We start from the raw sequence: 26289 nt of genomic DNA, 5'->3' as shown, positions 1-26289 counted from the left end.
TTCACAGCGCTGCCCCCCTCGTCGCAGTGAATCCGAGGGCCCGGAATCTGGTTTTGGTGCGAAAACGTCCATGTTCCTCCTCCGGGTGCGCATAGGCCCAGAAGGGAGCAAATGGACGGTCGTAGACCCGTCCGTCCTATTTGCCTCCGGGCCGATGGATATTTCAAACAGCATGTGTCTATAGGGGACTTGCCGTTTACCATTTGCTGGAAACCTCCATTTCTCAGGGGTTCCACGGCACCCCGGAACCGGGGTGCCGTTTACCTAGCCGTTTACATTTCGGGCGACTTTTCACCGCTCGCACCCCCGCCAACCTGTAGTTCCACGGGGCCCACCTTTAGCCGGTAACGCTTCGTGTTCTTCTGCCCGGCCAGCTCACTCTCCACGACCTTGGACCCAACCAGGCCCTTGAGGTGATTGCGCACCGTGTTGTCTTTCATTTCCACCATGCGGTCACTTAGCTCCTTCTGCAGCTTGGCAGTAGTGATCCATTCCTCGGGTCCGAGATCCCGCAACACCGATAGGATCTCCTGACGGTTGTCGCCGACGCCCTCGCCGCCTTTCGGTGGCTGAACCGGATCCGTATGGGTCTCGACCCAGCGGGCCGGATGACTCTTGCTATCGAGAACGATCACCTTTCTCGGCGTCGGCTTGAAGGTGCGTGCGACCCACTCGAACTGCCGCCACGTCCCGTCACCCCCGTCCTTAATCAGGGATCCGATGGTCTCGGGCACGGCAGCAAGCGCGCTGCCTCCCCTGCCCCGGTCGATCAGGTCTCGACCGACGCCCGATCCCTTCGCGGTATGATGCATGACGACCATGCCGCACCCGAACTCGTCGCAGAGCCCCGGAAATCGCTCCAAGGTCTTGGTCAGAGAGTGGTTGTCGATCTCGCTCTGGACTTCGAGAACATCGGGCACCCGGCTCAGGCAGTCAATCACGACGAGATCATAGGACGCATGATCGTCCTCTGCCTGCTGGAGCAGTGCACGGATATCCTCGACGGCACCGAATCTCTCCAGCTTCCGCTCCTTCCTTTCGTTTCGGACCGAGACCACATCCACCTTGTCGAGCCAGGTTGCTGCCGGCTCAAACCTGTCGCCGGGCCCGGCAAACATCGAAAGCCGGGCCGTGAGCGTATTGACGTCTAGTTCGTAATCCACCAGCAGCACGCGGTGCTCTCCGCAGATCTCAAGCCCCACGAACGGCTTCCCGGATGCCACCGACACCAGCATTCCATGGGCCAGCCAGGTCTTCTGGGTCTTGGATCCACCCGAGATGATGGCCATCTCACCCTTCCGGAGGAACCCGTCGATCAGGACCGGCTTGTAGAGATCCTTGATCTGATCCCGCGGCACCACCAGCTCGCTAAGCTTCCTGGCACGCAGGCGTTCAGGCGGTGGCTGCGGCGGCCCAGACGGCTCCATTTGCAGCCCGTATGCTGCGGTTCCATTGCTGGAATGCTGCTCACGAATCGGTGGTGCTGGTGGGGCTTCACTTGGCGACACACTCATTGGGAACCCCTTTCCCCTTCGAGGTCTGCGAACCACAGGCAGCGTTGCATCCGCCCTGTATCTTTGCGCACGACACCCGGCGTGCGAACAGGGTGACATACAGTGAACGTATTGGGGTCAAGCCACAGCAGCTCGTGTTCCGAACGTAGGCGGTCGATCTCGTCCTCGTCCCGCCCTTCGACGTAATACCAGCCATGGAGCGACTTGTTGCCGCTGTAGACGACCGCAACTAGGGGCAGCCGACGCCCGATCCACATCAGCATGGCTGAGGCGTCGTCGAAGTTCAACTCGTCAGACTCGAGCACGAGGAACCGGCGAGGACCCGTGTTGTCCAGACAGCGACTTGAAACCTCGCCCTGAAGATTGATCCCGGTTTCAGCACTCATCGGGGATGGCACGATGTGCCGGAGGCTGTCCCAGCAACCACGCAGTTCCTCACGTGGCGAGACCTTGCAGTTCCAAACCTCACTTCCGGCACAGATCAGGCTCTCAGCAGGGAACAACGCGTCGATGAAGTCGTCCGTGGCTTCAGGTGGCGCAGAAGGAGAAGATGCAATCAGCCCATCGAGGCTTGTGATCCCGGTTTCCCGCTTCGCTCTGGCAAGGGCATGGAGCTTCTCCTGCCAGGATGGTTTCTGCACGCGGTGCTTCCACCCCACCCTCTCGGAGTCCAGCCCGGTGACGATTCGCCGGGCGTTGCCAACGGCATCCTGCACCTCGCGGTCGTAGATGCACCGGTTGACGTGCGTCGTCCATTCGGTGAGTAGCTTGGCGATCTGATCGTCAGTCACGCCCATGCGGACGAGCTGACAGGCGGTGGAGAAGAGCCAGTCATGCACTCCACCCCCTGCGTGAGGGCAGTCTTCCAGTCCGAGGCGCTCGGGCGAGATCGACGCAACATCGCCGTCCTGTTCAGCAGCCCTGACAATCCGGGCCTCCGGGGTCCGCGTCAGATCGGCGCTCCCTCGAAGCTCGGTGAGGGGCAACGCAGTCTCCCGGTTCATTGGCCCTCCTCTCTGTTAAGCGGCGTGTTTCGTAGCGCCTCAAAGACCTCCTCCGGGTCGAACCGAATCACCCGGCCCTTCCGAATCGCAACCGGAATCTCATCCCGCTCAGCCCAGTACAGGACCGTGCGGGGAGACACGCTCAGGATCGCCGCCATCCGGGCGGCGTCCACCAATCTCGTTTCAATGCTCTGGTTATTCATAGGATCAGACGCGCCGAGGGGAATCATGAGAAATAGCTGTCCCTGCGAGCACGTAACGCACCTTATCCGCAACGCCGCCCTGGTACTACATCCGTTTCGCTGCCGGGATCAGTTTGATACGCACCACTCCGCTACGCCGATGCCTCGCCAACCGTCAGTCACCAGCTCCCTTCGCCGAGTCCGCCAGGCCGCAGGATTAACCCAGCAGCAGCTGGCCGATCAGATTGGTCTGGCAAGGGACACCGTAGAGAAGCTCGAAAACAAGCGTCTCAAGATGTCCCACGACATGGCCGTCAGAATCCGCCACCAGTTGGGCTGCGAAATTGTCTTCAGGAAGGACAAGGGCAGCCAGAAGAAGGTGTGGGACGTCAGTGACAAGAAGACCCGGGAGGACGGGACGAGATCGGACTACGTCCAGAAAGACTACACCAACCATCGCGCGATGCTGAGTGCCATAATGGAGGAGCGGGACGGCCTCTGGGAAGAGGGACTCGCGAGTGCTGTCACGCTCGTTGCGCAAGCGGCAAGGAAAGCAAAACGGCTCCCCGCCGTGGCCCATGCGCTGGAGCAGTCGCTCGCCTCAACCATAGAGTCCTTTGCCCTGGAGAACCACGTTGTCGGTCTCTTTCGCGCCGACTACGAGCTGTCAGATGGAGAAGCCAAGGCTGCGGAGAAAAGACTGTTGGCTGCTCCAACCAGCACAGGCTTGGAGTTCTCGAGGCGCAAATCCGCTCCTCATAGCGGCTGAGTAAACGAGGCGGAATGGATTGCGTCTCGAACCGACAGGTGACAGGGGGCTCGTTTGAGCCGGCGTCAGTCGTCGCCCTCGGTTTCCTTCCGGATTGCGTGCCGGGCATCGAGGACGCCTTGGAAGTAGGCCAGCTTGACTTGCACCGGCTCGCAGGTCTCAACGGCATCTCTATGCTGCCTTGCGATCCGTCGAGCATGATCAACATCCTTCATGTCAATCGCTTCGCAGTTCAACAGCCACGCGGGCTCCGGGAAGACCCTCGGGTCGATCAGGGAGAAAGCTAGGCAGACGATATCCTCAATGCTCCGCGTTTCAATCTCCACCGGAGGCTGAGTCACCAGAGGTAGACCCAGACGGTGAAGCGTCGCATTTAACAGGTAGAACCCTGGCATCTCCGCCATGCGGATGATCTTCCCCTCCTCCACCCGGTCGTAGAAAGTGCTCTTGGGCAGGGGCGGAGTGAACATCGAACAGATCACCTCCCGTTTCACCGGGAACTCGGGGAAGTCCTTCGGGTTCTGCTTCTTCTTGGCTTGTCGAGACATGGTCGGAGGATGCCTCACAAATCGCGGGCTCGCAGCTCCAAGTTCATCCACCGTAAATTGCCTGCCAGTTCCTGGATCCCGCTTAACGCCCGGGGTCCGCCGAATGATGACCAAGACTATTTTGGGAACCTTAGACAGTTGCCACGAGAGTTGCCCAAAAATCCCCAATTTTGCAGATTCAGGCGGACTTTGTGGACTTCCTCGGAATCGTGCTCGCAGACGTCCAAGCAAAGAAAAGGCCCTGTAAACCAAGGATTTACAGGGCCTTGAAAGTGGCGCACCCGTAGGGAGTCGAACCCCAAACCTCCTGATCCGTAGTCAGGCGCTCTATCCAATTGAGCTACGGGTGCTGTGACCGGCCGCACGCGGCGCGGGGCCGGAAGAAAGCGTTTCCAATGGCCGGGTGTCAAGAATTTCGAAACGGGAACTTGATCCCCCCTGCCCCGCTACCGGGGACTTGCCGGATGCTCCGCCGCCATGGTGGGATGAAGCATGCTGAGAATCATCGCCCTGCTCTTGCTCCCCCTCCTCCTCTGCCAGTGCGGCGGTTTTGGCGGCACCTCGGTCAGTCAATCCCCGGCAGTGCTGAATGTTTCCGGCTGGGATCCGAAGGAGGTCCAGCGCGGAGGCGACCGCTACAGCGAAAACAATGTCTCGGCCCTGCGACGCAACGGGGCGCTGGGCCTCATCGCCCGCTCGGCCAAGGGCAACGAGCTCGATACCAAGTTCGCGGACTTCCTGGAATCCGCCGACCGCGAGGGCATGCTGCTCGGAGCCTACCACTTCGTCACGATGTCCCCCTCGGCCACCGCCCAGGCCGATGCCTTCGTCGATCGCGTTGAGGCCGTCGCCCGGGCCCGCGGAATTTCGCGGCGCAAGATCCTCCTGGTCGGGGACTTCGACACGCAATCGACGCCCGACCGGCTGGTCGACTTCATCCGCCGCGTCGAGCAACGCACGGGCGTCACTCCCGTCGTTTACCTCGAGAACAGCGCCGGCCTGCGGACGAGACTGAACGGCGCGAGCCCGGCCCAGAAGCGGGTCATCCGTCGCGCACCCTACTGGATCGCCCTCTACGGCCCCGCCGGCACCGAGCGCAGCATGGGATCGGGGGATCTCACCCCGGATGACCTGACCGACCAGTACGGGATCTGGAGCGACTGGGCGATGTGGCAGTATGGTGGCGTGATCTGGAAGAACGGCCGGTCGAACGCGAAACACTACGACACGGCCCGCTGGCGCAGCCCCCGCTACTTCGGCAACATGGCCCATCCGATGGAGCGCAACGTCTTCAAGGGCAGCGTCGGCGACTTGAACGCCTTCTGGGACCGCCACGGCCTCGCCTGGTGGTGACGGCCCGTCGCTGGAGGACCCATTGTTCCGACACCGGGCGGAAAGACCGGTGATGCCGGCAGGATGCCGGCGCTCCCCACCCTGATTTTCCGACTTCCGGCTTGCCAAGAGTCGGCTGCGTCCCTATCCCGCGCGTCCCTTCAAACGCCGCCAGCAAGCAACGGGAAGCCGGAGGGACCGACCACGCGGCGGGTTTCCCAAGAATCGCCCGACCTGAATCAAGGCGGGACCCCATCCCATGATCAACGAACTCATCAGCGAAATGGTGGACGCCGGCGTCCACTACGGTCACCAGACGAAGAAGTGGAATCCCCAGATGAAGCCCTACCTCATGAAGGACAAGGGCGGGATCTACATCATCAACCTGGAGCAGACGGTCAAGTGCCTCGACAAGGCCACCGACTTCCTCTCCGGCCTCGCCTCGAAGGACAAGAAGATCCTCTTCGTCGGCTGCAAGCGCCAGGCCCAGGAGGCGGTCGAGCAGGCCGCCGAGGCGACCAAGCAATTCTACGTCAACCATCGCTGGCTCGGCGGCATGCTGACCAACATGTCGACGGTCAAGAAGTCGATCGAGCGCCTCAAGTGGCTCGAAGGCCTTGAGAAGTCGCCAGAATTCAAGACGATCTCCAAGAAGGAGTTCGCCGCGCTGACCCGCGAAAAGAACAAGCTCCGCCGCAACCTCAACGGCATCCGCGGCATGGACGGCCTGCCCGACGCGCTGGTGATCGTCGACTCCGCCCGTGAGTCGATCGCCGTCGCCGAAGCCCGCCGCCTGAACATCCCGATCGTCGCCATCGTCGATTCGAATGCCGACCCGTCGATCGTCGACTACCCGATCCCGGGCAACGACGACTCGGTCCGCTCGATCCGCATCATCCTCCAGAACATCGTCGACGTCCTCGTCAAGAAGGGCTGAGCCGGTGACCGGACCGCCCGCCTTTGGCAAGGGCGGTCCCCTCCCGAAGCCAATTCACCATCCCATCCCATGATCACTGCATCACTCGTCAAGGAACTCCGCGACAAGACCAACGCGGGCATGATGGACTGCAAGAAGGCGCTCACCGAAACCAACGGTGACCTGGAAGCAGCCGTCGACTACCTCCGCAAGAAGGGCATCTCCAAAGCCGCCGGCAAGGCCGATCGCGAGGCTTCCGAGGGCATCATCACCGCCCGTCTCTCCGAGGACGGAAAATCCGGCATCCTCGTCGAGGTCAACTGCGAGACCGACTTCGTGTCGCGCAACGACAACTTCGTCGGCTTCGTCGACGCCATCGCCGACGCGCTGGCTGCCAGCGATGCCAAGACCCTCGAAGAAGCCCTTCAGGTCCGGCACGGCGACATGACCATCGACGAATTCGTGAAATCGAAGGTCATCGAACTCGGTGAGAACATGCAGCTCCGCAAGTTCGAGCGCTTCGACCTCGAAGGTGGTGGTGCCATCGCCCAGTACATCCACATGGGCGGCAAGGTCGGCGTGCTCGTCGAAGTCGGCGCCGACAAGGGCGACACCGCTGCCAAGGAGGAGTTCCAGGATCTCGTCAAGGACATCACCCTCCACATCGCCGCCGCCGCGCCGCAGGGCCTGTCGCGCGACGACATCCCGGCCGAACTGGTCGAGAAGGAGAAGGACGTCTATCGCGGACAGATGCAGGAAGAGGGCAAGCCCGCCGAGATCATCGAGAAAATCATCATGGGCAAGATCGGGAAATTCTTCGCCGAGAGCTGCCTCCTCGAGCAGGCCTTCGTGAAGGATCCCGACCAGAAGGTCGGCAAGCTGGTCGAAGCCACCGGCAAGACCCTCGGCGACGAACTGGTCATCCGCCGCTTCGTCCGCTTCGGACTCGGCGAATAAGGGAGGTCAGACATTTCGGTCTGACACCCGCTCCAAACCTCCAAGAACGCCCGCTTCCATTTCGGAAGCGGGCGTTTTTCTTGGCTGCTTCACGTGTTGACGGTCAGAGCCTCGCTCGGGCCGTGGTTCAGGAAGGCTGGATTCCCCTCCCCCTCACTTTGCCCAATGCCGCGGACGCCGCTTCCATCGAACACCCCCACCGCGATCCATTCGACCGGATGCTTGCGGCCCAGGCCCTGAGTGAAGGACTGGTGATCCTCACGCGGGATCGTGCTTTTCCCAGCCTGGGCGTCGAAGTGATCTGGTAGATCCCGCGCCTCCGGCGAGGTCATCGGGCGCCTGGACCGGCGGATTACCCAGTTGGCGCGGTCCTACCGGTCAAAATATGCACACAACCTGCCGCCCGGAGCGTGGCGAATCTCGCGCTCCAAGCGTTCTCTGGGGCACGCTGATGGTTGCCCCTGTCCACCCACCCGATCCCTTCGCCGAGCGGCCGTTTCTGGTCTTCTGGGAAATCACCCGGGCCTGCGCCCTGGCATGCCGGCACTGCCGGGCGGAAGCCCAGTCCCACCGTCACCCGGAGGAGCTTGAGACGACCGAGGCCTTGAGGTTGGTCGACCAGTTGGCCGAACTCGCCCCGCCGATGCTCATCCTCACCGGGGGAGATCCGCTGATGCGGACCGACGTGCTCACGATCGCCCGCCGTGCCAGCGATGCGGGCATGCGGGTCGGACTCAGTCCCGCCGCCACCGCGCGACTCACCAGCTACGACTTTTCGAAGATCCGCGACGCCGGGATCCAGCGGATCTCGCTGAGCCTCGATGGGGCCACGGCGGATACCCACGACGCTTTCCGCGGCCTCACAGGCACCTTCGAGCGCACCCTCAAGGCCGTCGAGCTCGCCCACGAGGCCGGCCTCTCCATTCAAATCAACACGACCCTGGCCCGCTCGAACGTCGACGAGTTCCCGGCCTTCCGCGACCTCATGTTCCAGCTCAAGCCGGCCATGTGGAGCCTGTTTCTGCTCGTTCCCACCGGACGCGCGCAGGCCGACGAGGTTCCGGATCCCAACGATCTCGAGCGCATCTTCGGCGAAATGGCCGACCTGGTCGGAAAGGCACCCTTCGCGGTCAAGACCACCGAGGGCCACCACTTCCGCCGGGTCCTCGCCCAGCGGGGCATGGGCGGCCACAAGGGGCGTCAGGGCATGCGTTCCCCTCTCGGCATCCGCGATGGCCGCGGGGTGATGTTCATCTCGCACACCGGAGTCGTCAGCCCGAGTGGTTTCCTGCCGATGGAATGCGGCAACGTCCGCGATCGCCATCCCGCAGACATTTACCGCGCGCACCCGCTCTTCGTCAGCCTCCGCGACTCCGACGCCCTCGGCGGCAAGTGCGGCCGCTGCGAGTTCCGCAAGGTCTGCGGCGGCTCCCGTGCCCGTGCCTACGGCCTCACCGGCGACCCCTTCGCCTCGGACCCGGCCTGCGTTTACGAACCGAAAAGAATGAAGACTCCAAGACTGAAGACAGAAGACCATATTGCGGACTGAAGTCCGCGCTCCACCCACCATCCCATGATCAACCTCACCCGACTCTGGACCGGCCACGAACAACCGGCCGACCACCTCCGCTACGGACACGGGCACGGCGCCCCCGGCAGCGCCCGCAAGCGCCGCCCGATCGTCGTCTGGAACATCACCCGCACCTGCAACCTGCGCTGCATCCACTGCTACTCGGACTCGATGGCCCGCCAGTACCCCGGCGAACTCGACTGGGACCAGATGAAGGCGGTGGTCGACGACCTCGCCGCCTACGAGGTCCCCTCACTGCTGTTTTCCGGCGGCGAACCGATGATTCACCCGCACTTCTTCGATCTCGTCGACTACGCCACGGAGAAGGGTCTCAAGCTGACGATCTCCACCAACGGCACGCTGATCACCCCGGAAAAGGCGGCGAAGCTCAAGCAGGCGGAGGTTGCCTACGTGGGCATCTCGCTCGATGGCATCGGCGAGATCCACGACCACTTCCGTGGCAAGGAGGGTGCCTTCAAGGCCGCCGTCCGGGGATTCCGGCACTGTCACGACGTGGACCAGAAGACCGGCCTGCGGCTCACCCTCACCCGCCACAATGTCGAGAACATCGAGCGCATCCTCGACTTCATCGAGGAGGAGGAAATCAAGCGCGTCTGCTTCTACCACCTCGTGCCCGCGGGCCGCGGCAGTGAACTGCAGGTGCTCGACCCGAATGCCGCCCGCCACGCGATCGACACGCTGATCAGCCGGGTCGAGGACTGGCACGCCCGCGGAGTCCATCGCGAGCTGCTGACCGTGACCCAACCCGCCGACGGCGCCTACCTGCTGCTGCGGATGGAACAGGAGAACCACCCGAACCTCGATCAGGCGCGCCAACTCCTCGGCTGGAACGGCGGCGGTGCCAACAGCTCGGGGCGCGGCATCGCCAACATCGACACCCAGGGCAACGTCCATCCCGACCAGTTCTGGCAGGATGTCCTGCTGGGCAACGTCAAGCGCACCCCCTTCTCCACCATCTGGGAGGAGAAATACGCCCCGACCGCTCCGATGCTCGAGGAGATCCGCAAGATCGGCCTGCTCAGCCAGGACGAGCGCCGCGAGCGCATGCACGGTCGCTGCCGTTCGTGCCGGTGGTTCAATGTCTGCGGCGGCGGCTTCCGCACCCGCGCCGCCTTCTGCAACGACGACCTTTGGGGCAGCGATCCCGGATGCTACCTCGCGGAGAGCGAGATCCTCGAGGAGACCCTGACCGCGTGAAGTTTATCGAACGAGCCGCGGCGGAACCCTTCCGGGTGTTCTTCCCCCTGGGAATCGCCGCGTCCATCTTCGGCGTGCTCCTATGGCCGGCGTACTTCGCCGGATGGCTCGACGGCTGGCCGCTCGAGGCCCACGCCCGCTGGATGGTCACCGGCTTCGGCGGATGCTTCGTCACCGGCTTCCTCGGAACCGCGGGACCGCGCTTGCTCGGGAGTCATCCATGGTGCCGCTTCGAACTGCTGTGGCACCTCGGGGTGGCGCTGGCCATGATGCTCGCCCTTGCCCTGTCGGCCGTCGGAACGGCGGACCTGCTGGCTGGATTCTGGCTGACCGGTGTCCTCCTCTCCCTCGGCGCCCGCTTCTTCATCGGCCGACGCGACGTCCCGCCGCCGGGGATGCCGCTGGCCTTGCTGGGGATTCTCGGTGCCGCGCTGTCCTCCTTCGTGCTGAGTGCCGACGGGGTGCTCTCACTCCCCGCGCCCCTGCGGCAGTTCTGCCGTCTGCTTCTCTTCCAGGGATTCCTGTGGCTGCCGATTCTCGGGGTTGCCCCCTACCTCCTCCCCCGCTTCTTCGGGCTCCCCTCGCCCCATTCATTCCCCGAGTCGAAAACCATTCCCGCCGGATGGTGGCGACCGTTCCTGATCTCCCTCGCCGCCGGAATCGTGCTGATCGCCAGCTTCGCCATCGAGGTCGCCTGGGGCGGGCGTCCCGGCATGGCCCTGCGGGCGATCACCGTCATCACCTACCTCGCCTTTGCGGTGCCGGGATGGCTGGCGCTGTCCAAGGTCAACGGCCTCGGGCTCGCGCTGCGCATCATTCTTCCCACCGCCGTCATCGGCTGGGGTCTCGGGGCGGTCTACCCTGCCCTCCGGATCGGCAACATCCACCTGATGTTCATCGCCGGGGCCGGTCTCCTGATGCTCTGCGCCGCGACCCGGGTGATCCTCGGGCACAACGAGCGGCATGACCGCCTGGCCACGCCGATGAAGTGGATGCACGGCGTCTGGGTGATGGGCCTGCTCACCGCCACAACCCGCGTGGCCGCCGATTTTGTCCCGGCCATTCGGGTCTCCCACTTCATCTACGCGGCCTTCATGTGGTTGCTCATGATCGCATTCTGGGCGTGGCGACTGCGCCGCGAGTCCGGCCTTCCCGAAGCGCTCGAACACCGCCCCAAGGGGCGCTGCCCGAAGCCGTCGCGAAGCCGCCAGCTCATGATGGGTGGGGCTTTCCGCTCGACTCCGTAGGAATGCCGGGCGAAAGGTGAGAACCATGAAATGGCCAATTCTCCTTCTCGCCCTCCTCGCTCCGGCTCTGGCAAACGACCGGGTCACCTTTGCCGGCGATGCCTACTCGCTCGCCTTTCCCCAGGGCTGGACCAAGACCAAGGCCCCGTCGGCCGACGCGGAATTCGCGCGTGAAAGTCCGGACAAGGCGGTGATCATCAGCGTGAACTGCGATGCCGTCCCGGAAGGGGCCTCGGCCGATCTTGACGCCACCGGCAAGGCCTCGGCCAAGAGCTACGCGGCGGCGATTCAGTTCAAGGGCGAGGCCAGGCTCTCGGATGGCGCGCTGGACGGTTGCGACGCCAAGTTCCTCACCCTTGCGCCGCAGAATGCGGAAGAGGGATCGATCGCCATGTTTGCGGTGTTCGTCGATACCAAGGAGCACCTGGTCCGCATCGTCTCGACCATGAATCCGCAACTCGCCGACGAGACCCGCGAGGCCTGCCTCGCCATCGTCAAGTCGTTCAGGCGGGAGGAGGCCGAGAGCAAGGACAACGGGTAACGGTCGGCGGCCTACTCCGACTTCTTCTTCAGGAAGCCAAGGATCTTCGAGAAATCGACCTTCTTCTTCGCCTCGCCGACTTCAAAGACGATGCGTGACGTTTTGCCGCCGGCCACGACGTTGGCGAGGTAGGTCCCGGGCTCGAGCTTCTTCTTGTCCATCGTATCGCTCAGCTTCACCTGCTTCGTGTTGTTGGCGACGATCACCGCCGCCGTCTGGGTCTCGAGGACGGTCCCGTCCTCCTTGCAGGGGAACGCGTTGACGATGAGCAACGGGACCTGTGCTTCGAGTTCGAGCACGGCATCCGCCTTCACCGGCTTGTCGATCTGGGCGAAGAGCTCGTTGCCGTTCTCCATGACGGCTTTCTCACCGCCCAGTGTCAGATCAAAAGGCAGGAACAGCGGGCGGTCCTCCGCGGCGAGAGGCAGGATCAGGGCGAGGCAAAGCAGGAATTTTTTCATAGTCGCATCCAAGCCTGCGACGGCCCGGAGGGCAAGCGTGGGAGGCGGGGCGCCCCCAAGCATTAGACCCGGGCAAGCCGGAGCAACTCCTTGAGCCGCTCTGGATCCGTCGCCGAGGTCTTGGCCACAAACCCGCGGGCATGCGCAAAATGAACATCCGGCTCACCCTCGATCCTGGTGAAGTCGAAGCGCGGATCATCCCGGAAACGCGACAGGCCGTAGCCGGGTCCGCGCCGATCGGGATATACCAGGCCCGAGGTCGCTTCCTCCATGCCGATGGCCTCGAGGTGGCGACCCAGACCGGCGGATGGCTCCGGTGGCAAGGGGTCGGTTCGCGGCATGAAAAGCACGTTCAGGTCCGCCACCTCCCACATTCCGGCGTGCTCACCAACATACTCGAGCCGCTCGCGCAGGGACTTCAGATACTCCAGCAGGTCGGCGCCGACCCAACGCAGGATTTCGTAAAGCGCCTCGCCCGGCTCGACCCGATCCACCGAGGCGAATCGGCGCAGCAGGGTGATGTCGACCGGTGAGTTCAAGCGGCCGAGGACGTCCGGCTCGATGCCGAGCCATGCGGAGGTCTCGCGCGGCCCGGTCACGTCGAGCCGCTCGGTGGTTTCCAGCCAGTCGCAGAACCGCCGGGCATCGTCGTAAATCCCGAGATGCTGGAGCACGAGGCTCAGCGCGCAGACCGGTTCGTGATCGGGGCCGAACTGATGGTGGTCGAAGTTGGACCGCTCCGGTTCATGTTCACCTCCGACATCGACGACGGCCACGCCGGGGTCGGCGAGATCGCCGTCGCTGGGTTCACGGCGGACGATGCCGCAGCCGTGCGCGGCGGCCAGCACCGCGCAGGCGAGCAGTTCGTCCTTATGCGCGCCGCCGGGGTGGGTCAGGATCTGTCGGATGGCCATCGGGCGCGGAGCCTGCGGGGCATCCATCGTCCTGACAACCCCGCATCAACCGAACTCGAGCACGAAGCGCGCCTTGCCTTCCGGGTCCTTCGCGGGATCCGGCTTCCAGCCGAAGGTGAAGCCCTTGTAGAGCGGCCGCTTTTCCCCGTTCCAGAATTCGAACAATCCCTTGTCGCCGGCCTCGAGCTCGATCTTGCGTCCATCGTAGCCTTCGAGGTCGATCCGGGCGCTCCGGACTCCCGGATCGCTGATGTCCTTGTCGGCCCACACCGGCTCCCACGCATCCAGCGACTCCTTCCTGCCGTCCGCCTTGACGAGGCGGATGCGATCACCGTCGGCGAGGTCCTCGACCTTTTCCTCATCCTCGATGAACTGGTAGACGTTGGGAACCTTGACCCGGATGGAGAGCCGGATCGGATGCTCGGTCAGGTCCCCCTTGTCGAGAATACGGCCTCCCGCGAGAATCCTACCGCGCTCGGTTTCAAAGTGGACTTCGAAGGTCGCCCCTCCGGTCACTTTTCCGCGGTAGCTCATCTTGCCGCCCTCTTCGGTGGGCTCGGTCAGGCCCTCCCAGGCGGTGTCGTCCGCCTGCTTGGTCACCACGCGCCCTCCTGCAAGCACCTCTTCGATCACGGGTTCGATCTCGATCCAGTGCTTCTGGCTCACGGGTTCGTCACTGCGATCATTGAGCGGGATCAGCGCGGCGATGCCGTCGGCCATGATGCCGAAGCGGTACTCCCGCTCTTCGTAGCCGGCGAACCACCCGATCCACGGCTTCTCGCTGAGCTGGGGCAGGCCACCGAGGAGGCTGTTCGTGCCGAAAAGCAGGCAAAGGCAGGGTAGGAGAAATTGTTTCATGACCCCAGCTAAAGGCGGAATTCGGGGTCAAGCCAACTGGAAAAGCTCAACGTTTCCATCCACCGCCGAGGGCCTGGATGAGGCGGGTCGCCGCCAGCGCCCGCGCACGCTCGATGGCCAGGGCCGCCCGTTGCTCCACGAGGGCGGTCCGCTCGGACTCGACAACCTCGAAGTAATCGATCGCCCCACCCTCGTAGCGCTTCCGGACGAGCGACGCCGCCGTCTTCGCGCTGCCCGCTCCCCGCCAACGGGAATCGGAGGCGGATCGCAGCTGGCGGGCATCGAGCATCGAGTCCTCGGTCTCCTGGACCGCCTTGAGAAGCGCGTCCCGGTAGAGTTCGAGGGATTCCCGGTAGGCGGCTTCGGCGCGATCCTTGTCGGCGAAGGCCCGACCACCTTGAAATATTGGAATCTCCAGCTCCGGCCCCAGCGACCAGAGCTTCGAGCCCGAGTTGAAAAGATCGCTCGAACTCAGGGAGCGGAAGCCGCCCTCCCCGGTGAGCGTGAGCTTCGGCAGGTAGCTGGCGATCGCCAGGCCGATCCGTTCGCTGGAAGCGGCCAGACGGCGCTCGGCGGCGGCGATATCCGGGCGACGACGCAGCAGATCGGAAGGCACCGCCCCGGGCGGCGCGGGCACGGCGGGGCGGCCCGATTTGGCCGGCACGCTGAATCCCGAGGCGTTGCGGCCGACCAGCACCGCCAGCGCATTTTCGAAACGCCCCCGTTCGGCGCGGAGCTGGGCGATCTCGGACTTCACGCTTTCGTGCTCGGTGATGGAACGCTCGTGGTCGATGCGGCTGCTGGCACCGGCATCGAAGCGGGCCTTCATCAAGCGCCGTGCCTCGGCGCGGAGTGTCTCGGTTCTCTCCAGCAGCGCGATCTCCGCATCGGCAAAGCGCAGCGAAAGATACGCGCGCGCCACCTCTCCCCGCAGCGAGAGCAGTGCTCCGCGATACTCGTAGCCCGCCGCTTCGGTCTCGGCGACGGCGGCGCCGATCTTCCGCCGCACGCGACCCCACAGGTCGACCTCCCACGAGACATTCAGGGCCGCCCGGTAGTCGTTGTAGGTGCCGGCGGAGAAATTCGAGTTGCCGCTGTCCTTCTGCCGCCGTCCAAAAGCATCCGCGGTCACCGCCGGCCACGCATCGGCCGACTCGAGGCCCAGCGTCCCCCGCGCCAGGTCGTAGCGCGCCAGGGCCGCCCGGGCGGTCGGGCTGTCCGACTCGGCCATCCGGATGTAGCGGTTCAGCTCGCTGTCACCAAACAGCCCCCACCACGACCCTTCGGGCGGCGGCTTCGAGAAGCCGGCATTCTTGAAGGCCGCCTCCAGCTCGGCGCCGGGCACCTGGTAGTCCGGCCCCACCGCACAGCCTGCAAGCAGCACGGCACCAACCGGTATCATGGAAAACAGCCTCTTCATGACGCTTCGGATGTCGATGGCTTGAGTGCGAAAATGGAGCTCAGCACCGTGGGTACGAGAACCATCGTAAAGACCGTGCTCACCGAAAGCCCGCCGACGACCACCGCCCCGAGACCTCGGTAAAGCTCCGAGCCGGCACCGGGCATCAGCACCAGCGGCAGCATCCCGCCCACCGAGGTCAGCGTCGACATCAGGATCGGCCGCACCCGCGAACGCACGCTTTCCACCACCGCCGACTGCGGATCGAGATCCGAGTCGCGCATGAAGTTGAGGGCCTGGTGCACGATGAGGATGGCATTGTTGACCACCACGCCGGCCAGGATCACGAAACCGAGGATCGTGAGCATGTCGAGGTTCTGCACCGGCATGTAGCGGTCGAGCTCGCTCCAGCGATGCACGATCGCCAGCCCGAGGAATCCGCCGAAGGTCGCGAGCGGCACGCTCAGCATGATCACCAGCGGATAGCTCCAGCTCTGGAAAAGGATCACCATCAGCAGGTAGATCACGAGAAAAGCCATGAACAGGCTGCTCGCGACCGTGCCCTTGATCGTTCCATCACCGAGCAGGGAGTTGCGGATCTCCGCAAGCTTGCCGGCCGAGCCGGAAAGCCCGACGTCCACCCCCGGCGGGATCACGCCATCGGCCCGAAGCTCAGCGATCACCCCATTGACCTCCTCGATCACCGTCTCCAACGGCTGTCCCGGCGGCGGCTCGAGCTCGAGCGTGACGGCCCTCAGCCGGTCGACGTGACGGATCTGGTCCGGCCCCCGAATCCGCTCGAGGCGTGAAATCGAGCGCACGTCCACGATCTCTCCCCCCGGGGCCGCCACCGGCAGGTCCATGAGTTTGTCGACCGGTTGTTCGCCGTTCTCGCGGGCGGTCAGGATCTTGATGTCCTTGAGTTCGCCATTCTGCTCGTAGTCGCGGAACAACACGATGCCGTCGCCACCGGCCTGGATCGCGAGACCGAGATCGGTGCGGGTCATGTCCAGCTCGCGCAGACGCTGATCATCCGGAGCGACGCGCAACTCGTCGAGCGGCAGGGCGAAATTCGGGGGTGCCGGGGTGATGTTCGAGCCGGGAGGCATCGAGCCGAACAAGCGCCCCATCGCCGCTCCGGCCGCCTGCGAGACGAGGTCGAGGTCCCGGCCACGGAAATCGATCTGGACCGCGCCACCGGTGGATCCGCCCACCCGGAAAAGCGGCATCTGGCGGGCGATAGCGAAGGTGTCGGGCACACCCTGGGTGGCCTTGCGAAACGCCGGGATGAGATCCGCCACCGCCGTCTTGTCCGCCGAAATGCCGCCGTGGAACATGCGCCCCTCGAAGGACACCAGGAAGTAGTTTTCGAGCGGTGGCGGCAGGACGGTGCGCCCCGAGCCATCGCCGAGCGGCACCGGCTCACGATGATCCTCCGCTTCTGCATTGCCGCCGTTGAGGCGCGTCTCGACGCCATACTTGTCGGGCGTCGCCTCCCACAGCGGCCGGATCTGCTCTTCGATCCGCTCGCCCATTTCCGAGAGTTTGTCGAGATTGTAGGTCGGCGGTGGAAAGAGCAGGCCGAACACCAGGTTGCGGTTGCCCTGTGGCAGGTAGTCGAGCGGCGGCAGCAGGACCCGCGTTCCCACCACCGTCACCAGGGTAAAACTCCCGATGATGATGAGCCGCCGCGGCCAGGTCGCCGTGCCGGTGGTCACCGCCCGTGCGGCGAAGTCGGGCATGCGCTCGAAGAGCACCGCCAGCGGGCGGAACGGTGCGCCCAGAATCCGGAAGAACTTCGATCCGAACAGACGGTCGAAGGCCGAGGGACCATCCCCTTCGTCGTGGGGTGTGAGCCATTTGCCCGATGCCACCGGGATCAGGGTGAGGCTGACGAGAAAGGACAGGCTCACCGCCGCCATGATGGCCAGGGCGATGTCGCGGAAGAGCTGCCCGGCCTGCTCCTCGATCAGAAGAATGGGGGCGAACACCACCACCGTTGTCAGCGTCGAAGCCAGCACCGCGCCGCCGACCTCGACGGCGCCATCGCGGGCGGCCGCCAGCGGTTTCTTGCCCATCTCCAGGTGGCGGTGGATGTTCTCGATCACCACGATCGCATTGTCGACGACCATGCCGACGGCGAAGGCGAGGCCGGCGAGCGAGATGATGTTGATCGAGCGTCCGAGCATCACCAGCACGGTGAAGGACGCGATGATCGAGACGGGGATCGCGATGGCGATGATGCCCACGGCCCGCACGCTGCGCAGGAAGAAGAGCAGGGTCATGGTCGCCAGCACGCCGCCGAGGATCAGATTCGAGCGGACCAGCACGAAGGCATCCTCGACATAGGTCGAGGCATTGTAGGTCGGCACCAGCTCGAGCGTGCCGTCGAGACCGAGCTGGCGCGCCTTCTGGTCGAGCAGGGCCCCGGGCTGGTTCATCGCCTCCACCTCGTCGAGCAGCATGCCCATGGTCTCGAGCAGGTTGGCGCCGCGCTGCAGCTGGAAATTGAAGAAGGCCGCCCGCTGGCCGCGGGAGCGCACCCACGACGTCGGCTCCTTGAAGCCACTGCGGATCTCGGCCACGTCGCCGAGATAGACGGGTCCCGACTCGTCCCGGAAAATGATCATCTCGGCAGCCGACTGCGGGGTTTGAAAACGCCCGGGCATCCGGAGGCGGTAGTCCCGCTTGCCCATCTCGATCTTGCCCCCGGAGAAGTTGGCATTCGCCGCCATGATCCCCTCCCGCAGCTGCGCAAAGGTTACTCCCCGCTGCGCCAACGCGTCGGGATCGACCACGATCTGGAGCTCCGAAGCCGTCGCGCCGCGCACCCCGACCTGGCTGATCCCCGGGATGCGCTCGAAGCGGGGCTTCATGCTGCGGTCCATGAAATCGTAGAGCTGGCCCGGATCATACTCCGGGTCGGTCGAGAACAGCCCGATCCACGCGATGTAGTCGGCCGACTCGGGATCGATGTCCTCGACCACCGGCTGCAGCACGCCGTTCGGATAGCCGGGCACCTCGTCGAGCTTTTGCAGCACCTCGTCCTCAGCCACCGAGATGTCGGTGCCGGTCTCGAATTCCAGCCGGATGGTCCCCTGCCCCGCGGCGCTGGTGCTGATCATCGACTTGAGGCCGGTGACCTCGCCGAGCGCCCTTTCCTGCTCCTCGATGATGTCCGACTCGATCTCCTCGACCGAGGCGTTCTCCCAGTTCGTGGTCACGGCGACGACCACCGACGACACCTCGGGCGTCATCCGAACCGGCACCCGCGTGATCGCGAGGATGCCCGAAAAAATCGCGAGCATCGTGCCGACCGCGATGGTGATCGGCTGCTTCAGCAGAAAATCAATCGGCGACTTCATCGGGTCAGCCGCCTGCCGGGGTCCCACTCATCTCCCCGCCTCCGGGTTGCCACGGCCGGGGTGCCACCGGCGCGTTCGGCATCAGTCGCTCGTTGCCTTCGACGATGACCTCGTCGCCCTGCTTCAATTCCCCATCCTCGAGGATCGCCTCCCCGCCCCGCTCGAACAGCACCACGACGTCCACCCGCTTCGCCGTCGGCGGTCCCTCGCCGGACGATTCCGGCACAAAGACATAGGGTCCGGAGTAACCCGTCAGGATCGCGTCACTGGGCACGACCACCCGCCGGGTGGGCACCCCGAGCGGCACCCGGGCGGTCACCGACGAGCCGGCCGTCAGACGATTCTCCGGGTCGGGCAGATGCGCCACCACGGTGAAGCTCCGCGAGCGTCCATCGACCTCGGGGATCACCGTGAAGCGATCCGCCTTGATGCTTTCCACCGCGCCGGTCACCTCGATCTCGACACTGGTGGGCGACGTTTCCCTCAGCAACCGCGCATGCCGTTCCGGAAGTTCCAGCCAGGCCTCGATCTCGCCGGTCGAGACCAGCGTCACCACCGGGGCGCCCTCGGACAGCCACTCGCCGATCTCGGTGTGCAGGGTCAGCACCCGGCCATCGAAGGGCGCCCGGACCTCGAGGTCGCCCTTCCTCAACTCGAAAAGGTCGAGCCGCTGCTGCGCCGCCTCGATCATCTCGCTGGCGGCATCGGCCCGGGCCTCCGCCACCTTCAGCTCGCGCACGCTGTCGAGGTACTCGCGCTCGGCGACGGCGCGCTGCTCCCACAGGCCGCGCATCATCTTCTCGTCCTGCAGGGCCCGCTCCTTCTCGGCTTCCCGCTGGGAAAGATCGGCGCGGGCGGAAGTGAGGGCCGCCGACGCCTCCTGGATCTGGGCCTCGAGACGCCGCGGATCGAGCCGGGCAATCACCGCGTCGCTTTTCACCGTATCCCCTTCGTCGACCAGCAATTCATCGACCGCCGACGACTCGCGCGCCGCCACCTCCGCCCGGCGCACGGCGCGCAGCGTCCCGGTCACGGAAAGGGTTTCCACGATTTCCTTGCTCTGCGCGGGGCGGACCACCACCGCGCTCGGCGGCCGACCTCCGCCACCGCGACCGGATCCGTCTTCCGGCTTCGCATCCCGCAACGCCTTCCAGCCAAACCACGCCATGACCACCAAGAGGATGGTCACGACCAGCCACCCGAGGGCGACGCGCATGGAGGATGAGTTCGACATGATGAAAAAAATCAGCGGAAGGTTCAGGCCACGACCTCTTCCAGGTCGGGGTTCAGTTCGGCGCCGATGACCCGCGAAAAGGCATCGGCAAAGTGTCGGACGCGCTCGGGGTCATTGTGGATGCGCGCCTGGGTGGAGGCGCCTTCCAGCATCGAGAAAAGACAGGCCGCGGTCTCATCGGGAGAACGAATGTCCACCACACCCGCGTCCCGGGCGTCCCGCAGCGCTGCTTCGAGGTAGCCTTGGAACGCATCGAGAATCTCGCGGACCTTCGCCGCCAACTCCGGCTCAGCCGACGCGATCTCCGCCCCGATGTTGAAATAGGGGCAGCCAAGCACGCGACCGTGCTCGGCCCGACACTCAAGGGTCTTGCGGTAGCCGTGCTCGAGCAGCCGCTCAATACGGCTCAAGGGCGGCTGCGAGTGGCTGAAAATCCGGTCCAGATTCGGACGACTCTCGGTTTCCCAGAGGTGGTCGAGGGCCGCGATCGCCAAAGCGGTCTTGGACTTGAAGAAATGGTAAAAGCTTCCCTTGCGGACGTCGGCCCGCTCGCAAATCCTCTCGACGGAAGAGGTGCCATAGCTGCTTTCCCAAATCGCGCCAATCATCGCCTCGAGAAGGCGGAAGCGGGCGGAGGCTGGCGCGGACACGCCGACACACCTAGTTGACCGTTCGGTCAAGTCAAACGGAGAATCTTCGATTTTTCAACGATTCGGCGGAATCCGGGGCAGATCCCTACCGGTCCCGCACGCCCATCTTCATTTCGTCGGAGTTGGCCGGAAGTTCTGGGGCGTAGACCGAATGGCTCTTCCTCAAGCGTGTTTTCGGGGGACGACTGAGAGAAGAAGACGGTCGAAGGTCGGAAGGCCAAAGGTCAAAAGTCCTCTGGTTCAGGCGTTTGTGAGCGTTCACTCCATGTCGTTCGCTCAGACTTTGGACTTTCAGACCTTCGACTTTCAGGCCGAAGCAGCTACCTAAAGAAGCGCCATTCGGCGTAGACCGCTTCGCCGCATCATCCTTGCGGCCGTCCCGGAAAACCTCATCCACAAAGCTCCGACCACCCGAAATCCGCCCCGTCCTCGCCGGGTTCGAAACGCCGTAAACCGTTGATTTTTCGATGATTCCTCTACCTACGACTACAGAAGCCTATACTACTATAGAATGCCTGGCATTTTGCTCAGGCGTCCCCGCAGGATGCCTGGATGCAGGCGTCGCCAATCACCTCGGCGCAGGGCCTATGCTCTCCCCTTCCACGAGGAAGGCGTCGTAGAGCTTCTGCCGCACGGGCTTCTTTCCGAGCGCCACTTGGTTGCTCCAACGCACGACATGGTTGACCACCTTCTTGGTTTCCCACTGCATGTGGGTCACGGTCGGATGACACCACCTGAAGCTCGGATCCGGGTCGCAACAGATCATCGATACATCCTGGCCGACCCGAATGCCCCGTGTGGTCAGCTGGTTCTGAATGGCAATGAAGTGCCTGGGCTCAGCCACGATCAGTGCGGTGGGCGGCGTGTGCCGGAACAAGCCCTCGATGCACCGGCGCAGGCCGGCATTCGACGGCTCCCATTCCGGAAGGTTGAAGGGGCTCGTCGGGATGCCACACCCGGCCATTGCGGCGAGGAAATTTCGCTCTCCCAAGGCGACATTCGGTACGATTCGCTCCCGATGGGACAGCATGACGATCCGATGGTGGCCGAGCGATGCCAATCGCCTCACCAGGCTGGCGAGAAGCGGGCTTTTCCGCACGCCCACCCCGGCAATCGGAACGTCGGAAAAGCGACCGAACAGACCGATCGCCGGACAGTCCTGCCGCGCAAACCACTCGAAGACCTCCCTCGATGCGCCCGAGACGATCCAGGCATCGGCTTCGACACCCGCGACGAACCGCGCCACCCGCTCGGGGTTCATGCCCAGTTCATGAAGGCTCTTGCGGGCAAAACTGGCGAGATGACCCTGCTTGTGAAGCCCGTCCAGAATGGCCAGGCAGTCCGGCTCGGCGCGGTTCTCCTTGTCGTAGGGGATCAGGCGGAAGCGCATCGGCCGGGTGTCCTGTCGGGACGGTGTGCGAACGATGCGACGACAGCGGCGACGACCCTGCGACGCGAGCCACCCTTCCTGCTCGAGTTGGCGGAGCGCGGCGTTGATCGTCACGTGGTTGACGCCGAGGATGGACTTCAGGTGGGCAATTCCGGGCATCTGGTTCTTCCATCGCCCGTTGGCGATCTCGTCGCGCAGGTGAGCCGCCACCTGCTCGGCCGGAGAGAGAATGTTCAGGCCCATGGAGAAATCTAGGCAATCCTTTTATCAGAAGCCAAGCCTCAAAGCTCGTGACGGGGGAGACCCGATGGCTCATCCCTCTCGCGGCTGTCAGGGGATATCGAGAAGAACCCCCAACGCCCATCGAGTTCAGCATTCACGAAGACAACGATCCAATGAAGCATCTGAAACCGTTCATCACCCTGGCCGCCGCGGCATCCCTCTCAGGATCAGCCGGGGCCGCAACGATCACCTTCCTGGGTGAAGATACGACCACCGGGGCATCCTGGCGCACGACCACCGTGACCAAGACCTCGGCATTCGATCCGAATGGAGACAACATCTATGGCAACGATGGCTACTACGTTGGCCAAACTGCTCTTGGCTCCTCCAACTCGGCCACCGAGGCTGGCAGATTCGTCCAGTCCAACCCGAGCTACGTTTCTTCGATCGCTTCAGCCGGTTCGTTCTTCGTGTCGGACAACTACATTGACTTTGACGACGCGAGTCAGACGCCGGGGGCGAGCGTCACCGATGTGAACGGGGCCCTCTACTACAACACGGGGACCAAGTTCAGTTTCGCCCTTTCCGCCGATAGCAAGTTCGTGCTCGCCGTGCTTGTCGGCTCGAATAGCCCGGTGAGCACGCCGACTTCGATTACCCTTGCCCAGACTGGCGGCAGCGGCTCGGGAACAGCCACCGCCACTCCTGCCGGAGCAAACTTCGGACAGTATGTTTTCTTCAATGTCGACGGAGCGGCAGGCGACAGCTTCGACCTCGATATCGTCGCATCGAGCACCACGGGCATTACCGGTATTGCATTCGAGGCGATTCCCGAACCGAGCGCAGCCGTGCTGGCAGCCCTCGGAGGTCTGGTGGCCCTGCTCCATCGCCGGCGCCAATAGATCCTGAAACTGCCTGTCGGAGGCACAGATGTCAGAGTGGTCGCAGGCTTGAGAGGCTGTCGGAAAAGGGGAGCGCCGGCGCCTCGCCGGCAGCGTTCGGCATCTTGCCGAACCTTGCTTCAGACTTTCTCAGACTCCAAAGGGCAGCAAACGGAAACATCGTCGTCTCCATCGCGTTTCCCGACAGCATCTTGAGTGGGCCCGCCTGTTGATATAGAGAAGACCCGTTGTTTTGACTCCGGTGGGTGGGCGAATCGTCCACATTCTCCCGGTGCCCACCCGACCGAACTTCATGCACGCGATCCGCCTGATCAGCATCCTGTTTCTGTGCCTCACTGCGGGTGTCTGCGGTGGCGAGGTTCCAGGGCGTCACCTGTTCGTGCTCTCCGGACAGTCGAACATGACGCAGACGCTCGGTCATTCGTTCTACGAATGCGTTGGAGCTGTGCTCGGCAAGGACCGGGTCCTCATCGCAAGGACCGGCCATCCGGGTCAGCCAATCAAGAACTGGTATCGCGACTGGCAACCGCCGGAGGGCATGGAGGATCCGAAGCCCGACAAGAACGGGCATTTGTACGATGTGCTGATCGCGGCGGTCGAGAGGGTACGGAAGGATGAGACTCCGGCATCGGCGACATTTATCTGGATGCAGGGCGAAGCCGATGCCTCCAGGGGATGGGCGAGTGTCTACGAGAAGAGTTTCCTCGGCCTATCGGATCAGCTCAGGGCCGACCTCGGGATCGAGGAGATCCACTTCGTGGTGGGGCGGATCAACGATTACTGGCTCCGTGAACCCGACGGCGAGGCGATGCGGGAAATCCTTGCCAAGCTCGGCGAGGACCACGCGAACGGCGCGTGGATCGACACCGACGACCTGAATCGGGGCGTGAATCCATGGGGTGGTTTCAGCTTCGAGGACGGACACTATCCGCCTGAGGGTTACGTGGTGATAGGCCAGCGCTTCGCGCGAGAGGCCTGCCGGCTCATCGCGCCGGACATCGAGCTGGATCCCGCGATCTTCGAAGAGCGCTTCATTGACTCGTATCGACAGATCAAAACCCATGACGGGATCGGCAAGAAGGTGAGCGGCAGCGCGCCGCCGGGAGCGACGGATCTTTCCGTGCTGAGCGATGGGAAGTTCGGGACCACCGACCACCAGGACGGGGCGTGGGTCGGTTTTCCGCCGTCGGACCAGCCGATCGAGTTGGTTCTCGATCTGGGCGCGGAGATGGAGGTGGATTCGATGGCGGTGAATCTGCTGCTAAGCTCCGCTGCGAAGTCCGAGTTTCCGGAGCAGTTGGTCTACAGCACCTCGGCGGACGGCCAAGAGTTCCGGGTGAACGGAAGCCGCTATAACACGATCCGCTATTACAACACGAAGGAACTCGCCAAGATGAGGACCGATGGCATCGAGCCGGTTTCGGTCCTGCTGCTCACCCGCCAGTGGGACCGCGAGGGACCGGTGAGGGCGCGCAAGGTGAAGGTTGAGATCAAGACCGGAGGGCAATGGGTCTTCATCGATGAGATCGTGGTCAACCCGCGAAAGTGAGGGGTTCCTAGCATCACCCCCGCGAACCGGATGCCCGGCATGCTGTTGGACGGCGACCTATTCTCGCCGTGCGGGACGGCCGCTGCGTCTCATCCTCGGAAAACCCTTCCCTGCCTCCGCCTTGGTGATCTCGAGTTTGAGGGCCGCCCTGCGCTCCAGATAGCGCCTCCTGGCCCGCCCAAACTCACGTGCCCGCCGCTTCGCATGTCGACTGATCATCAGCCCCGTGAAGAACACGCCCACTGCCAGAACCGCAAGCGGCCAGTGGTCCCTTGATTGAAACGAGGCCAGCAACAGCAGAAGCCCGATCAATACCGTCACGACCATCACCAGAATCGAGTCCGATCCACCCGGCTGATGAAGCGATCCGTCCCTGGATTTTGTGGAAACCGAATCGGCGAAGCTCTTCCAGGTCTTGTCCAGCCGATCCAGCTGCCGGTCCAGCCGGATCAGCCGCAACTCCCGCTCGGCGGACTTCTGGGTTCGGGCCACATCCTCCAGCAGCTTTGAGTAAATCGTCGACGGCTCGTGGCAGATCTCCAGTCGCGAGGCACAGTAGCGGCAGGTGACGAACCGAACCGATTCGTCCACCTCCAAGACCGCCCCGCAGCCCTGGCATGCCACCTTCGTGATCTTCGCCGCCACGCCATTTGGGTTAGCAGGGAATTTCCCGGGCGGCAGCTACAAAGCGAGCCCTCATGAGGAAGGCTGAAGCGCTTGCCGCCGGACCATTCGGACAACCAGCGATGCGCCTCCATCCGATTCATCACCCCTCCTATTGCGCCGCTCAGACGGAAAATCGGATTGCACGATGATATTGTATCAATATCATTTTGATATGGCTGACCTCCTGATTCGCAACCTGCCTGCCGACCTCCACGCTCGCCTCAAGGTGGTCGCGGCGAGCCATCGGCGTTCCATCAACCAGGAGGTGATCGCCACGATTGAAAAGGCTCTTCTCGCAGCGCCCCTTCCCCGTGCCATGGATCTGCCCGATCCGATCCGTTTGAAGGGGCCTGCGCTTTCCGCGGAAGACACGCAGCGGTTCATCGACGACGACATCGAGGCCCGGGGCTACTGACCACCTGCTCCCATGCTCGTCGTCGATACCAATCTGGTCATCGCCCTGGTGATCACCCATCCGTTCCACGAAGCGGCGCGCGAGTTGCTTGCCAAGGACGCGGATTGGCACCTGCCCGACTGGTGGCAGATCGAATTGAGCAATGCCTTGCGCAACTATCACCGGGCCGGGCAACTGGAGGTCTCCGACGCGTTCGTGGCCCAGAAACGCGCCATCGCCCTTTTCCCGCCAGCCAATACCCACGCCCCGGACCTGAACGACACGCTGCGCATCGCCTGCGAGCGGAACATTTCCGCCTACGACGCCCGCTTCATCGCGCTTGCCCGCAGCTTCGGCCGGAAACTCGTCACCGAAGACCACCGCCTCCGCCAGGCCTGTCCCGAGGAAACCCTTTCCATCGAACAAGCCCTCGGCGACACCCCGGAGTGAACGGAGCAGCGAGGGCCTGCCGGTCATCGCAGCGTCG

At 63.8% G+C, this 26289-nt stretch carries 26 protein-coding genes and 1 tRNA gene; 13 read left to right on the top strand and 14 right to left on the bottom strand.

What is annotated here, in order from left to right; genetic code table 11:
• Window positions 1-272 precede the first annotated feature (272 nt).
• The 3 genes from ACG2LG_RS02610 to ACG2LG_RS02600 all read right to left on the bottom strand — a co-directional run bounded on the left by ACG2LG_RS02610 (window position 273) and on the right by ACG2LG_RS02600 (window position 2748).
• A complete protein-coding gene (locus ACG2LG_RS02610; RefSeq protein ID WP_396256055.1) occupies window positions 273-1427 on the bottom strand; it encodes an AAA family ATPase in 1155 nt (384 codons plus the stop codon).
• A gap of 83 nt (window positions 1428-1510) precedes the next feature.
• The gene (locus ACG2LG_RS02605; protein WP_396256053.1) at window positions 1511-2518 is read right to left on the bottom strand and encodes a hypothetical protein; all 1008 of its coding nucleotides are present in this window, start codon (window positions 2516-2518) and stop codon (window positions 1511-1513) included.
• Entirely contained in the window at window positions 2515-2748 is a 234-nt protein-coding gene (locus ACG2LG_RS02600; protein WP_396256052.1) for a helix-turn-helix domain-containing protein, read from the bottom strand. Before ACG2LG_RS02600 ends, ACG2LG_RS02605 begins: the two co-directional genes overlap by 4 nt.
• Here ACG2LG_RS02600 and ACG2LG_RS02595 point away from each other — a divergent pair.
• Window positions 2705-3469 (top strand): helix-turn-helix transcriptional regulator, encoded by a 765-nt coding sequence (locus ACG2LG_RS02595; RefSeq protein ID WP_396256050.1) that lies wholly within the window; start codon window positions 2705-2707, stop codon window positions 3467-3469. The genes ACG2LG_RS02600 and ACG2LG_RS02595 overlap by 44 nt on opposite strands.
• A 65-nt stretch (window positions 3470-3534) precedes the next feature.
• Here the strand turns inward: ACG2LG_RS02595 and ACG2LG_RS02590 are convergent, their stop codons facing one another.
• Together ACG2LG_RS02590 and ACG2LG_RS02585 are read right to left on the bottom strand one after the other, a co-directional pair.
• Window positions 3535-4017, bottom strand: coding sequence for a hypothetical protein (locus ACG2LG_RS02590; protein WP_396256048.1), 483 nt, complete (start codon window positions 4015-4017; stop codon window positions 3535-3537).
• 273 nt (window positions 4018-4290) lie between these two features.
• A tRNA-Arg gene (locus tag ACG2LG_RS02585) sits at window positions 4291-4367 on the bottom strand.
• Window positions 4368-4509: 142 nt separating this feature from the next.
• On the opposite strand from ACG2LG_RS02585, the gene ACG2LG_RS02580 reads away from it, so the two are divergent.
• The 8 genes from ACG2LG_RS02580 (at window position 4510) to ACG2LG_RS02545 (ending at window position 11798) form a co-directional block, all read left to right on the top strand.
• Window positions 4510-5370 (top strand): GH25 family lysozyme, encoded by an 861-nt coding sequence (locus ACG2LG_RS02580; RefSeq protein WP_396256046.1) that lies wholly within the window; start codon window positions 4510-4512, stop codon window positions 5368-5370.
• Window positions 5371-5608: 238 nt separating this feature from the next.
• Complete coding sequence (gene rpsB, locus ACG2LG_RS02575) at window positions 5609-6286, top strand: 30S ribosomal protein S2 (RefSeq protein WP_396256044.1); 678 nt, start codon at window positions 5609-5611, stop codon at window positions 6284-6286.
• A gap of 69 nt (window positions 6287-6355) precedes the next feature.
• Window positions 6356-7222, top strand: coding sequence for a translation elongation factor Ts (tsf, locus tag ACG2LG_RS02570; RefSeq protein WP_396256042.1), 867 nt, complete (start codon window positions 6356-6358; stop codon window positions 7220-7222).
• 122 nt (window positions 7223-7344) lie between these two features.
• Complete coding sequence (locus ACG2LG_RS02565) at window positions 7345-7530, top strand: PIN domain-containing protein (protein WP_396256040.1); 186 nt, start codon at window positions 7345-7347, stop codon at window positions 7528-7530.
• Between the two features lie 143 nt (window positions 7531-7673).
• A complete protein-coding gene (locus ACG2LG_RS02560; protein ID WP_396256038.1) occupies window positions 7674-8771 on the top strand; it encodes a radical SAM protein in 1098 nt (365 codons plus the stop codon).
• Between the two features lie 24 nt (window positions 8772-8795).
• Window positions 8796-10010 (top strand): radical SAM protein, encoded by a 1215-nt coding sequence (locus ACG2LG_RS02555; protein WP_396256036.1) that lies wholly within the window; start codon window positions 8796-8798, stop codon window positions 10008-10010.
• The gene (locus ACG2LG_RS02550; protein ID WP_396256034.1) at window positions 10007-11257 is read left to right on the top strand and encodes an NnrS family protein; all 1251 of its coding nucleotides are present in this window, start codon (window positions 10007-10009) and stop codon (window positions 11255-11257) included. The genes ACG2LG_RS02555 and ACG2LG_RS02550 overlap by 4 nt, the downstream gene beginning before the upstream one ends.
• A gap of 25 nt (window positions 11258-11282) precedes the next feature.
• Window positions 11283-11798: a hypothetical protein gene (locus tag ACG2LG_RS02545; RefSeq protein WP_396256031.1), complete on the top strand. Its 516-nt coding sequence runs from the start codon at window positions 11283-11285 to the stop codon at window positions 11796-11798.
• Between the two features lie 11 nt (window positions 11799-11809).
• Here ACG2LG_RS02545 and ACG2LG_RS02540 read toward each other — a convergent pair whose 3' ends face one another.
• The 8 genes from ACG2LG_RS02540 to ACG2LG_RS02505 all read right to left on the bottom strand — a co-directional run bounded on the left by ACG2LG_RS02540 (window position 11810) and on the right by ACG2LG_RS02505 (window position 22312).
• A complete protein-coding gene (locus tag ACG2LG_RS02540) occupies window positions 11810-12259 on the bottom strand; it encodes a hypothetical protein (RefSeq protein WP_396256030.1) in 450 nt (149 codons plus the stop codon).
• A 62-nt stretch (window positions 12260-12321) separates the two neighbouring features.
• Complete coding sequence (locus ACG2LG_RS02535) at window positions 12322-13173, bottom strand: MYG1 family protein (protein WP_396256028.1); 852 nt, start codon at window positions 13171-13173, stop codon at window positions 12322-12324.
• Window positions 13174-13218: 45 nt separating this feature from the next.
• Window positions 13219-14031 (bottom strand): hypothetical protein, encoded by an 813-nt coding sequence (locus ACG2LG_RS02530; RefSeq protein WP_396256026.1) that lies wholly within the window; start codon window positions 14029-14031, stop codon window positions 13219-13221.
• 46 nt (window positions 14032-14077) lie between these two features.
• Window positions 14078-15451 (bottom strand): efflux transporter outer membrane subunit, encoded by a 1374-nt coding sequence (locus ACG2LG_RS02525; protein WP_396256024.1) that lies wholly within the window; start codon window positions 15449-15451, stop codon window positions 14078-14080.
• On the bottom strand, window positions 15448-18795 hold the full coding sequence (locus tag ACG2LG_RS02520) for an efflux RND transporter permease subunit (protein ID WP_396256022.1): 3348 nt from the start codon (window positions 18793-18795) through the stop codon (window positions 15448-15450). The genes ACG2LG_RS02525 and ACG2LG_RS02520 overlap by 4 nt, the downstream gene beginning before the upstream one ends.
• 4 nt (window positions 18796-18799) lie before the next feature.
• Window positions 18800-20029, bottom strand: coding sequence for an efflux RND transporter periplasmic adaptor subunit (locus ACG2LG_RS02515; protein WP_396256020.1), 1230 nt, complete (start codon window positions 20027-20029; stop codon window positions 18800-18802).
• 23 nt (window positions 20030-20052) lie between these two features.
• Window positions 20053-20679 carry a TetR/AcrR family transcriptional regulator gene (locus ACG2LG_RS02510; RefSeq protein ID WP_396256018.1) on the bottom strand — a complete coding sequence of 209 codons (627 nt, stop codon included), beginning with the start codon at window positions 20677-20679 and terminating at the stop codon, window positions 20053-20055.
• Between the two features lie 568 nt (window positions 20680-21247).
• Entirely contained in the window at window positions 21248-22312 is a 1065-nt protein-coding gene (locus ACG2LG_RS02505) for a substrate-binding domain-containing protein (protein ID WP_396256016.1), read from the bottom strand.
• 47 nt (window positions 22313-22359) lie between these two features.
• Between ACG2LG_RS02505 and ACG2LG_RS02500 the strand changes: the two genes are divergently transcribed.
• Together ACG2LG_RS02500 and ACG2LG_RS02495 are read left to right on the top strand one after the other, a co-directional pair.
• A complete protein-coding gene (locus tag ACG2LG_RS02500; RefSeq protein WP_396256014.1) occupies window positions 22360-23193 on the top strand; it encodes a hypothetical protein in 834 nt (277 codons plus the stop codon).
• Window positions 23194-23464: 271 nt separating this feature from the next.
• The gene (locus tag ACG2LG_RS02495) at window positions 23465-24742 is read left to right on the top strand and encodes a sialate O-acetylesterase (protein WP_396256012.1); all 1278 of its coding nucleotides are present in this window, start codon (window positions 23465-23467) and stop codon (window positions 24740-24742) included.
• 57 nt (window positions 24743-24799) lie between these two features.
• Here ACG2LG_RS02495 and ACG2LG_RS02490 read toward each other — a convergent pair whose 3' ends face one another.
• Window positions 24800-25387, bottom strand: a complete 588-nt coding sequence (locus ACG2LG_RS02490) for a hypothetical protein (protein ID WP_396256011.1) — start codon at window positions 25385-25387, stop codon at window positions 24800-24802.
• Between the two features lie 193 nt (window positions 25388-25580).
• On the opposite strand from ACG2LG_RS02490, the gene ACG2LG_RS02485 reads away from it, so the two are divergent.
• Both ACG2LG_RS02485 and ACG2LG_RS02480 read left to right on the top strand, forming a co-directional pair.
• Window positions 25581-25823, top strand: a complete 243-nt coding sequence (locus tag ACG2LG_RS02485; protein ID WP_396256010.1) for a FitA-like ribbon-helix-helix domain-containing protein — start codon at window positions 25581-25583, stop codon at window positions 25821-25823.
• A 12-nt stretch (window positions 25824-25835) separates the two neighbouring features.
• A complete protein-coding gene (locus ACG2LG_RS02480) occupies window positions 25836-26252 on the top strand; it encodes a type II toxin-antitoxin system VapC family toxin (protein ID WP_396256008.1) in 417 nt (138 codons plus the stop codon).
• Window positions 26253-26289 lie beyond the last annotated feature (37 nt).

This window comes from Haloferula sp. A504 (genome assembly GCF_044385805.1).
Taxonomy (GTDB): Bacteria; Verrucomicrobiota; Verrucomicrobiia; order Verrucomicrobiales; family Akkermansiaceae; genus Haloferula.
Note: the sequence above shows the minus strand (reverse complement) of the source record. Positions and strands in the feature narration are given on the sequence as shown.